The sequence below is a fragment of the Marivita sp. genome, assembly GCF_022763305.1.
In the GTDB taxonomy this organism is placed as follows: domain Bacteria; phylum Pseudomonadota; class Alphaproteobacteria; order Rhodobacterales; family Rhodobacteraceae; genus Marivita.
In genome coordinates this window covers 22569-32523 of the sequence record NZ_JALEGT010000117.1, presented here as the reverse complement: position 1 = coordinate 32523, position 9955 = coordinate 22569, and the positions used below count along the sequence as shown (strand labels likewise).

Sequence of the window (9955 nt, the reverse complement as noted above, 5' to 3'; positions counted from 1 at the left end):
TACTACAGGGAAATGGGGATTTCCCATTTCTTCTTCGTCGACAATGACAGCACCGATGGCACGGTGGAGATGCTGTCGAAGCAGCCGGACGTGTCGGTCTGGCACACGCGCAAAAGTTACAAGCGGTCGCGTTTCGGCATGGACTGGATCAACTGGCTGCTTCGGCGCTATGGCCACGATCACTGGTGCCTGACCGTCGATCCGGATGAATTCTTCGTCTACCCGTTCTGCGATTCGCGTCCGCTGCCTGCGCTGACGGATTGGCTTGATGCGTCTTCGATCCGGTCGTTCAGCGCGATGCTGCTCGACATGTATCCCAAAGGCCGGATCGACGCAGTCCAGTATCAGGCGGGACAGAACCCGCTCGAAATCGCGTCATGGTTCGACTCCGGGAATTACACGCTCAAGCGCAATCATCTTCTCGGCAACCTGTGGATACAGGGTGGACCACGAGCGCGCGTTTTCTTTGCCGACCGTCCCGAAGCGGCGCCTGCGCTGAACAAGATCCCGCTTGTGAAATGGCACCACCGGTACGCCTATGCCAGTTCGACACACATGCTTCTGCCTCGCGGTCTGAACAAGGTGTACGACGAATGGGGCGGCGAAAAAGCGTCGGGTGCCCTGCTCCACACCAAGTTTCTGAGCACGTTCAATGAAAAGGCGATGGAAGAACTCAAGCGGCGCGAACATTATGCGGGCAGTCTTGAATATGTCGCCTATGCAAATGCGCTGCAGGACCATCCGGAACTGTGGTGCAAGTGGTCGGAAAAATACATCAACTGGCGGCAGCTTGAAATCCTGGGCCTCATGTCGATGGGCAACTGGGCATGAGCATCGGAATCATCATGCTGGCGCACACCGCGCTTCACCGGGCCGAGCAGGTGGCGCGCCACTGGACCAAGGCGGGCTGCCCGGTGGTGATCCATGTGGATCAGGTCGTGTCGGCAAAGCGCTACAAGATCTTCATTGAACGGCTCAGCGATGATCCCCTGATCCGCTTTTCGCGAAGACACCGCTGCGACTGGGGCACGTGGGGTCTGGTGGCCGCCAGTCAGGACGCCAGTGAGCTGATGCTGTCGGAATTCGAGGATGTGAGCCACGTCTACCTCACGTCTGGGTCCTGCCTGCCATTGCGCCCGGTTCAGGAACTGATCGACTATCTCAAGGCGCGCCCGCGCACCGATCACATCGAAAGCGCAACAACGGCGGATGTGCCGTGGACCGTGGGCGGGCTGGACGAAGAACGCTTTACCATGCGCTTCCCGTTCTCGTGGCGGCGCAATCGGTATCTGTTCGACAAGTTCGTCGAACTCCAGCGCAAGGTCGGCTACAAGCGCAATATCCCCGACGGGCTTACGCCACATATGGGCAGCCAATGGTGGTGTCTCACGCGGCAGACGCTTGCGTCGATCCTCGAAGACCCCAAGCGCAAGGTCTATGATCGGTATTTCCGCCACGTGTGGATTCCGGATGAAAGCTATTTCCAGACACTCGCGCGGCTCTATTCGACCAATATCGTGAGTCGTTCGCTCACGCTGTCAAAGTTCGATTTCCAAGGCAAACCGCACATCTTTTACGACGACCATCTGCAACTGCTGCGGCGGTCGGACTGCTTTGTGGCGCGCAAGATCTGGCACAATGCGGACCGCCTGTACGAGACCTTCCTCAGCCCCAAACCGGGAGAGTTGAGCCTGCAGGAACCCAACCCCGGCAAGATCGACCGCATCTTTGCAAAGGCGGTGGACCGGCGGACACGCGGACGTCCGGGGCTTTACATGCAAAGCCGTTTCCCGAACGAGGATTGGGAAAACGGGGTCACGGCAGCCAAGTATTCGGTGTTTCAGGGCTTCACAGAGCTTTTCACCGATTTCGAACCGTGGCTTGCGCAGGTGACAGGGGCGCGGGTGCATGGGCATCTCTTTGCCCCGGACCGGGCGCATTTCGCCGACGGGCAAACGGTGATGAACGGTGCGCTGTCCGACAACGCGACGCTGCGCGACTATGACACCAAGATGTTCCTGACCAACCTCCTGTGGAACACGCGCGGGGAACGGCAGTGCTTTCAGCTTGGGCCAAGCAGCACGCGGCATGTCGTTTGGGACATCGCCAAGGACCCCAACGCGCAGGTGTCGGTCATCTCGGGCGCCTGGGCGATCCCGCTCTTCCAGTCCAACCGGAGCTTTGCCGAATTGCGGCGCGAGGCGGCGCAGTTGCAGAAGATCGAGACCGAGATGCTGAATGCTCTGCGGTCGCCCTATTCCAAATGCCGCCGACGCATCTGGACGATGGCGGAATTTATCGAAAGCCCGATGGAAGCGATCCAGGTGATCGTTGACGAAATCGGAACACAACCGCAACGGCGTCTGACCGAAGCGCCCAAGATGGTGGACCTGACCGGGTTCGGGCAGTTCCTGCAGAACCTCAAGAACCAGGGGATGCATCCCTATCTCATGGGTGATTTCCCCGCCGACCCGATCGCACAGGGGCCCGCCCTGAATGCGCCGCGCCCCCGCCCCTACCTGGTGAAGAAGTAACCTTTGACCGTGCCCTTTGATCTGTTTGTCGTCTTCGCGGAAATGCGCACCGGGTCGAACCTCCTCGAGGATTATCTGAACCAGATCGCCCGCGTGACCTGTCACGGCGAGGCGTTCAATCCGAATTTCATAGGGTATCCGAAGCGCGACGATATCCTTGGCATCACCCATCGGCAGCGCGAGGACAATCCCGACAGGCTCCTGCGCGCGATCCGCGACAAGACCGAGGGGCTGGGCGGCTTTCGCTATTTCCACGACCATGATCCGCGCGTGCTTGCGCCAATCCTGTCGGACCCGCGCTGCGCCAAGATCATCCTGACCCGCAATCCGCTTGATAGCTATATCAGCCTCAAGATCGCGCGTGCGACGGACCAGTGGAAGCTGACCAACGTCAAGAACCGCAAGGACGCGCAAGCCTATTTCGACCTTACGGAATTCGAACGCCATCTTGGGCAGACACAAAGCTTCCAGCTCGAGATCATGCGGGCGCTGCAGGTGACGGGGCAAAGCGCGTTCTATATCGGCTATGACGATCTCCACGATACCGAAGTGCTGAGCGGGCTTGCGCGTTGGCTGGGGGTCGAAGCGGAGCCCGAGGTCTTTCAGTCAACTCTCAAGCCGCAGAACCCACAGGCTTTGGCGGACAAGGTCGCAAACTACCCGCAGATGGAAGTTGCTTTGCGGGCGCTGGATCGCTTCGATCTGACACGCACGCCGAACTTTGAACCGCGGCGCGGGCCTGTCGTGCCGACCTACCTCGCCTGCAGCACATATCCTTTGCTCTACATGCCGATCCGCTCGGGCCCGGAAGAACAGGTGACCGCCTGGATGACAGCACTGGACGGCGACGGGTCCGAGCTTGTCGGCAAGTTCAACCAAAAGACCCTGCGCGGCTGGTTGCAGGACAATCCGGGGCATCAGCGTTTTACCGTCCTCAGGCACCCTTTGATCCGGGCGCATGCCGCCTTCTGCGACAAGATCCTGAATACGGGTCCGGGAAGCTACGCCAAGATCCGCCAGCAGTTGATGCGGTTTCACGGACTCGCACTGCCCGAGGATGGTGCCGATCCGTCCTTCGATCTTGCCGCGCATCGCAAGGCGTTCGAGGCGTTCCTGATGTTCCTGCGCGCCAATCTGAACGGTCAGACCAGCGTGAGGGTCGATGCCCACTGGGCCAGTCAGGCGACCTGCCTTCAGGGCATGTCGGAGTTCTGCCTGCCAGACCGGGTTCTGCGGGAAGAGGACCTTGCACGGGACCTTTCCGAGATGGCCCTGCGTTTTGGCGCCGGATCCGCGCCGGAATGGCCCTCAGTCCCAGAGCCGCATCTGGCGCGGCTGGTCGCGATCCATGATGGCGATCTGGATCGGCTTTGCCGCGACGCCTATCCGCGCGACTACATGATGTTCGGATTCAGTGCGTTCGACCCCGTCCAACGGAGCTGAGCTCAGGCAGCCTGAACGCTGGCCGCTTCGGTGATGATCGTGTGCAAGGTGGCGGGGTCAGGATTGGCCCGCAGCTTGGCGCAGAAATTCTGATCCCGCAGAGTTCGCGACACCAGCGCCAAGGCCTTGAGATGTTCGACACCGGCATCTTCAGGTGCGAACAGCGCAAAGATGACATCCACCGGCTGACGGTCGATCGCGTCGAAGTCGATGGGTTTTTCCAACAACATGAACACGCCAACGACCGAGGTCACACTGTCCAGACGCGCATGCGGCAGGGCGACGCCGTGGCCCACACCGGTGGGGCCAAGGCTTTCGCGTTCAAGCAGCGCTTCGACGGCGCGTTGTGCAGGGATTCCATAAGCGGATTCTGCAATATCGGCGATGTCATGCATCAGCCGTTTCTTGCTGGATGCCGATGTCACCGCCTTGACGGCCTTCGAATTCAAAAGGTCTGCAAACTTCATGTGCTGCTCGTTATTAGGACGAGGTCGCCCGTATATCGGATTTACGGATCAATCCACCCGATATTACCGTCTTCGCGGCGATATACGACGTTCACACCGTCCTTCTTGTCGTTTCGGAACACGAGGACAGGCAACCCCGCCAGTTCCATCTGCATCACGGCTTCACCCACGGTCAGCGATGGAATCTTGGTTTCCATCTCGGCGACGATGATGGGCTGAAGCGATTCAGGCTCGTCGTCTTGTGTATCAGCTTCGCTGGCGAGGATATATGAGGATGCCCCAAAGAGTGCAACGGGTTCCGTACGGTCCTTGTGGTGATCTTTCAGACGCCGCTTGTAGCGGCGCAGCTGCTTGTCCATCTTCTCGCAACAGGCGTCGAACGCGGCGTAGATTTCCGTCGCATGCGCCTTGGCGGTTGCATTCAAACCGGTGGACAGATGGACAACTGTCTCACAAACAAATTCATGCGCGCTCTTGGAAAAGATGACGGTCGCATCGGTTGGGCGGCCGGCATATTTGCCCAGCATCGCGTCCAGCTCTGACTTCACATGAGTCTGAAGGGCTTCACCAACATCAATCTGTTTGCCGGTTATCTGGTAACGCATAGCATGTCCTTTTTATTGTTTTGATTTTGCAGCCGAAGTGGTCCGACAGGACCGGGCACCAGGTTCGGAAGCAAAAGGGAGATGACGTTTCGACCGTTGTGTTTCATTGTCCAGCCGGAACGGCAGGTGGCATGATTTTCGACGGTCTGAGACTTCAAACGCCATACCATCATTTCAATCCTGCGATGGCAGCCTGTCAATCATTTCCGTAAAACGGAGCGGGAATTATCCGATGCGAAAACTGTCGCCCAGATAGACCCTGCGCACGTTTTCATTGCGCACCACTTCATCGGGCGATCCGGACATCAGGACCTTGCCGTCATGAAGAATATAGGCGCGGTCCACGATCTCGAGCGTTTCGCGCACGTTGTGGTCGGTGATGAGAACACCGATGCCCCGCTTCTTGAGATCGGCCACCAGGTGACGGATGTCTCCGACGCTGATCGGGTCCACCCCGGCGAAGGGTTCGTCAAGCAGCAGATACTTGGGATCGGCGGCAAGACAGCGGGCGATCTCCACGCGCCGCCGTTCCCCGCCCGACAACGCCAGCGCAGGCGCGCGGCGCAGATGTTCGATGGAGAACTCGCCAAGCAATTCCTCGAGCCGTTCGCGCCGCTTGTGGCGGTCGGGCTGGCTGATGTCGAGGATCGCACTGATGTTGTCCTCGACGCTCATGCCCCGGAAGATCGACATTTCCTGTGGCAGATAACCGATGCCCATACGGGCGCGGCGGTACATTGGCAGATACGTGACATCCTGCCCGTCGATCAGAACCTGACCGCCTTCGGGATTCACCAAACCCGCGATGGCATAAAAGGATGTGGTCTTGCCGCTGCCATTAGGGCCGAGCAGGGCCACAACCTCGCCACGATGCACTTCGAGCGAGACATCGCGGATCACCACGCGCTTTTTGTAGCTCTTGCGCAGATGCCTGACCAGCAGCCCGCTTTCACCCTTGGTAACCGAAAGGGTTGGACCCGCCATCAGTTATCGCCTGACTGGAACACGGTGCGCACGCGTCCGTTCATCAACGCGGTGCCCGCTTCCAGATCGACATCCATACTGTCTGACACAAGCGTGTTCGCGCCTTGGGTCAGAAGAACATTGCCCACCATGCGGATCGTGCCGCGATTGACTTCGTATTCCGCAGTGTCGGCCTCGGCGGCCTGTTCACCGTTGACCAAGGTCACGCCGCCGGTCGCCTCGAGCCGCTCCACGCCGCTTTGGTTTTCGGTGTAGAAGACAAGGACACGTGGAGCAGAGAGGCGCATCTCGCCCTGCCCGATGATCACGTTTCCGGTAAAGAGCGCCGATCCGTCATTCTGAGAGACCGACAGAGTGTCTGCGCTGACCTCGACCGGCAGCGACGTGTCCTGTTGCACGGTGCCGAACGCCACTTGTGTGCCCTGCGCCTGCGCAAGCGTCGCTCCGGCCATCGCGAGCACGGTCAAAATCGTTCGGATCATTCTTCGGCCCCGTCCTGTTGCGGGATGTATATCAGTTTTACACCCTCCGTGAACAGCAACTGAATGTCTGAATTGTCTCCTGTCTCTTCAACACGGAGTTTTCCCGCCGAAAGCGTCACGCCGGGTCCGTCCGCCGCAACCGAATCCGTGCTTTCAATCGCAACCCTGTCGATCTCGGCATCGAGGCCGTTGGTCCGCACGGTGTAGCCCGCGCTGCTTTCCAGAATGACGCCCTCGCGCAGGCGCAGGCGATCACCTTCCTCCATCTGGCCGATGACGGCGTCGATGACGATGCGGCTCCCGTCGCGGATGTCGATGACAGCCCGCAGGTCTTCGGCAATCATACCGGAATCGTCCGGTGCGCTGAACCGGGCCTGCCGCGCGGCCAGCGTCAGACCCTGACCGTTTTCGGTAGTGCCGGCATAGAAGGGACTGCCGACCTGTTCGGTCAGCGTCGGGTCAGCGCCCCCTGTCAGGACAGGGATGGTCGCAATCGGATCGGGACCGCGCGCATAAAGAAAAATCGTGGACAGCAGCGCAAGAGCACCCAGCGGAAGCAGGATCTTCAACCAGGCGATCAGGCGGGAATACATCGCAGCCGACCGCGCTCAGGCGTGCGCAAAGATGTCTGTGTCGGGCCACCCCACCAGATCGAGCCGAGCGCGGGTCGGCAGGAAATCGAAGCAGGACTGTGCCAGCTCTGCACGCCCTTCCCGTTCTAGCATCGCCTGTAGCGCCTCGCGCAGTTTATGAAGGTAGAGGACATCCGACGCGGCGTAGTCCACCTGTGCCTGGCTCAGGGTGTCCGCGCCCCAATCGCTGGATTGCTGTTGCTTTGAAATGTCCACGCCGAGCAGTTCCTGCAAGAGAACCTTCAAGCCGTGACGATCCGTATAGGTGCGCACAAGGCGGCTCGCAATCTTGGTGCAATAGACCGGAGCGGTCAGCACGCCGAACGTGTTCAACAGTGCGGCGATGTCGAAGCGTCCAAAGTGAAATAGCTTCAATACCTCCGGGTCCGCCAGAAGCCGTTCAAGATTGGGCGCCGATGTCTGACCCTTCTCGATCTGAACGAGATGCGCGGTTCCATCGCCTCCGGACAGCTGCACCACGCAGAGCCGGTCACGGTGCGGATGCAGCCCCATGGTTTCGCAATCAATGGCAACCACAGGCCCAAGGTCGAGACCATCGGGCAGATCGCGTTTGTAGACGGAATGGGACATGCGACGTCATCCTGTGCAAGGAACCTGCTGCGCAGATAGCCCTTCCCCGATTGTGGCGCAACCAGCCCAAGTTTGCCGCAGTTTCGTCTGATTCTGATTTTTAGGGCTCGATTCGGGCGCATTCGTGTCACAAGCTGTCTAAAGATAGTCGCAATTATACCAAATATATTTCAATTTATTTCAATACGTGATGACCGCTAGGCACACCGGTTGAGCACCCGATTTCATGCTGATCATGTGCATGTTTTGAAACAATTGGCCCAGAAACTGTTTCAACTTCTGCAACAAACCTGCAAAGAGACACCGATTGACACCTCAGGCCAACTGTCGCCAGTTGCGCAACAATTCTGGTCCGACGCCGCAACTGGTGACGCAATAGGACCAAATCGACGATCAGTCTCGCAAGTGCAGCATCTTTGATCGCAGTTCGGGAACAATCTCTCTCGAAACCGAATAGGACCCTCAGAGCCCCCATCGACACGGATCGGGCACGGCAAGCGACGCACCCATTTTAGCCGGACATGATGAAATGTGATGTCAGCCTTGATTTTTTCGAAAGCGGCAACGATCCTGCACACACGCATATGGCGAAAGAACTATGGGAATACACGAAAAAGTTTCCCCGTTTTCTGAAAGTTGACCAAAATGGGGCACACCGCCATAAAGAGAACATGCTTCGGCAGGTCACAATCCTGCCGCATTTTCGTAAGGCACTTGGGGGTTGGTGCTTCCACTTGGGAGTTGTGTAGGGTCGTCTGCTGAAGTCTGCCACTTAGTCTGAAAATCTGATCCGTGATCCATGATCCACGACGGAATGTTCGCAGTAGCACGCTGTGAGCGAACGGAATTTTCTTGCCCATGGCAACTGGCGAACGGCCCGATCACTAGGGTCAACAGGGTCTTGAATGACACTTCACATTCGCCAACCGCGTCCGCACACCGAAATCGAAACTCTGGTCAGTGCAGCTTTCTCGAACACCGCACCGAAAAACGTCTATCGTGACTACGTAAAGCGTTTCCTGGACATCGCTCTGGTCATCCTGGCGGCACCTGCCGTTCTGACCGTTCTGGCGATCTGCGCGCTTCTGGTGGCGCGGGATGGCGGTTCGCCTTTCTATCAGCAGACCCGCATCGGCCGGTTCGGCAAGACATTCAAGATGTGGAAGCTGCGCAGCATGGTGGCAAATGCCGATGTTGCCCTGGAGTCCTATCTGCGGAGCAATCCGGCCGCCCGGATCGAGTGGGACCGGAACCAGAAGCTGCGCAACGACCCGCGGATCACGAAGATCGGCCAAATCCTGCGCAAGACATCGCTCGACGAACTGCCGCAACTCTGGAACGTGCTGAAAGGCGACATGTCGCTGGTTGGTCCGCGCCCGATGATGGTGGACCAGCAGTCGATGTACCCGGGTTCCGCCTACTACGCGCTGCGCCCCGGCATCACCGGCTTCTGGCAGGTGTCCGTGCGCAACGAGAGCAGCTTTGCCGAGCGCGCGCAGTACGATGCGGAATACCTGCGCAAGGTCACTCTGGCCGAGGACCTGTGCGTGATGTTCAAGACAGTAGGTGTCGTGACCAAAGGCACCGGCTGCTGATCAGGCCGACCGTTGCGCCATCGCATGATGGCGCAGCGCCTGCATCAACTCATCCAACGCCTTCGCATTCAGCTCGTTGATCAAGCGACCCTGATCGTCCCACTGGCTGGAGGTCGCGGCGACCATGACTTCCGGCCCGGTAAGCAACAGGGGCCGGAACGGCGTAAGGCAAAGGCGCGCCATGTTCTGGGTTCTTTCGCCTCCGGCCCGCCCTGCCGCAGCGGACATAAGGGCCACCGGCTTGTTGACCCAAGGCTTCGCTTTCGTCCGGCTGACCCAATCCAGCGCATTCTTCAGAACACCGGAAATGCCCTTGTTGTATTCCGGCGACACAACGATCACCGCATCGGCAGCGGCGATCTGATCGGACAGGGTCTGCACATCGGCAGGAATGCCGGACTGCTCCTCAATATCGCCGTCATAAAGCGGGAGGCGCAGATTGGCCTCGATGAACTCGGCTTCGCCGAAGCGCCGCGCCGCTTCGTGCATGAGCAGTCGATTGGTCGATGCTGTGCGCAACGACCCGCAAAGACCCACGAGTTTCAGTTGTTCCATGTCCGCTCTCCTGATCTGTCGGGCAGACACTTGGCGCAGCGCATCCCCGAGGCAAGCCGGAAGCCCC

At 59.0% G+C, this 9955-nt stretch carries 11 protein-coding genes; 4 read left to right on the top strand and 7 right to left on the bottom strand.

Features of this window, described 5'->3' with window-relative positions:
• The 3 genes from MRY75_RS19870 to MRY75_RS19860 form a co-directional block, all read left to right on the top strand.
• Positions 1 to 831 (top strand): glycosyltransferase family 2 protein (locus MRY75_RS19870; RefSeq protein WP_292309714.1); only part of this gene is annotated, 831 nt, incomplete at its 5' end.
• Positions 828 to 2534, top strand: coding sequence for a beta-1,6-N-acetylglucosaminyltransferase (locus tag MRY75_RS19865; protein WP_292309713.1), 1707 nt, complete (start codon positions 828 to 830; stop codon positions 2532 to 2534). The genes MRY75_RS19870 and MRY75_RS19865, both read left to right, overlap by 4 nt.
• 3 nt (positions 2535 to 2537) lie before the next feature.
• The gene (locus tag MRY75_RS19860) at positions 2538 to 3977 is read left to right on the top strand and encodes a sulfotransferase family 2 domain-containing protein (protein ID WP_292309712.1); all 1440 of its coding nucleotides are present in this window, start codon (positions 2538 to 2540) and stop codon (positions 3975 to 3977) included.
• Positions 3978 to 3979: 2 nt separating this feature from the next.
• Here the strand turns inward: MRY75_RS19860 and MRY75_RS19855 are convergent, their stop codons facing one another.
• From MRY75_RS19855 to MRY75_RS19830, 6 genes are all read right to left on the bottom strand, one after another.
• The gene (locus MRY75_RS19855; RefSeq protein WP_292309711.1) at positions 3980 to 4444 is read right to left on the bottom strand and encodes a PTS sugar transporter subunit IIA; all 465 of its coding nucleotides are present in this window, start codon (positions 4442 to 4444) and stop codon (positions 3980 to 3982) included.
• A 41-nt stretch (positions 4445 to 4485) separates the two neighbouring features.
• Positions 4486 to 5049, bottom strand: coding sequence for a ribosome-associated translation inhibitor RaiA (gene raiA, locus MRY75_RS19850; RefSeq protein ID WP_292309710.1), 564 nt, complete (start codon positions 5047 to 5049; stop codon positions 4486 to 4488).
• A gap of 225 nt (positions 5050 to 5274) precedes the next feature.
• Positions 5275 to 6033, bottom strand: coding sequence for an LPS export ABC transporter ATP-binding protein (gene lptB / locus MRY75_RS19845; RefSeq protein WP_292309709.1), 759 nt, complete (start codon positions 6031 to 6033; stop codon positions 5275 to 5277).
• A complete protein-coding gene (locus tag MRY75_RS19840) occupies positions 6033 to 6515 on the bottom strand; it encodes an LptA/OstA family protein (RefSeq protein ID WP_292309708.1) in 483 nt (160 codons plus the stop codon). The genes lptB and MRY75_RS19840 overlap by 1 nt, the downstream gene beginning before the upstream one ends.
• On the bottom strand, positions 6512 to 7108 hold the full coding sequence (locus MRY75_RS19835) for a hypothetical protein (RefSeq protein ID WP_292309707.1): 597 nt from the start codon (positions 7106 to 7108) through the stop codon (positions 6512 to 6514). The genes MRY75_RS19840 and MRY75_RS19835 overlap by 4 nt, the downstream gene beginning before the upstream one ends.
• Positions 7109 to 7123: 15 nt before the next feature.
• Positions 7124 to 7738, bottom strand: a complete 615-nt coding sequence (locus tag MRY75_RS19830) for a ribonuclease D (protein WP_292309706.1) — start codon at positions 7736 to 7738, stop codon at positions 7124 to 7126.
• 905 nt (positions 7739 to 8643) lie between these two features.
• Here MRY75_RS19830 and MRY75_RS19825 point away from each other — a divergent pair.
• Positions 8644 to 9333 (top strand): sugar transferase, encoded by a 690-nt coding sequence (locus MRY75_RS19825; protein ID WP_292309705.1) that lies wholly within the window; start codon positions 8644 to 8646, stop codon positions 9331 to 9333.
• On the opposite strand, the gene MRY75_RS19820 is transcribed toward MRY75_RS19825, so the two are convergent.
• A complete protein-coding gene (locus MRY75_RS19820) occupies positions 9334 to 9888 on the bottom strand; it encodes an NAD(P)H-dependent oxidoreductase (RefSeq protein WP_292309704.1) in 555 nt (184 codons plus the stop codon).
• Between the last annotated feature and the right edge of the window lie 67 nt (positions 9889 to 9955).

Coding starts and splice junctions, on each gene's coding strand:
- raiA (WP_292309710.1), bottom strand. CDS start 5,049: ATGCGTTACCAGATAACCGGCAAACAGATTGATGTTGGTGAAGCCCTT.
- MRY75_RS19825 (WP_292309705.1), top strand. CDS start 8,644: ATGACACTTCACATTCGCCAACCGCGTCCGCACACCGAAATCGAAACT.
- MRY75_RS19840 (WP_292309708.1), bottom strand. CDS start 6,515: ATGATCCGAACGATTTTGACCGTGCTCGCGATGGCCGGAGCGACGCTT.
- MRY75_RS19820 (WP_292309704.1), bottom strand. CDS start 9,888: ATGGAACAACTGAAACTCGTGGGTCTTTGCGGGTCGTTGCGCACAGCA.
- MRY75_RS19855 (WP_292309711.1), bottom strand. CDS start 4,444: ATGAAGTTTGCAGACCTTTTGAATTCGAAGGCCGTCAAGGCGGTGACA.
- MRY75_RS19865 (WP_292309713.1), top strand. CDS start 828: ATGAGCATCGGAATCATCATGCTGGCGCACACCGCGCTTCACCGGGCC.
- MRY75_RS19830 (WP_292309706.1), bottom strand. CDS start 7,738: ATGTCCCATTCCGTCTACAAACGCGATCTGCCCGATGGTCTCGACCTT.
- lptB (WP_292309709.1), bottom strand. CDS start 6,033: ATGGCGGGTCCAACCCTTTCGGTTACCAAGGGTGAAAGCGGGCTGCTG.
- MRY75_RS19835 (WP_292309707.1), bottom strand. CDS start 7,108: ATGTATTCCCGCCTGATCGCCTGGTTGAAGATCCTGCTTCCGCTGGGT.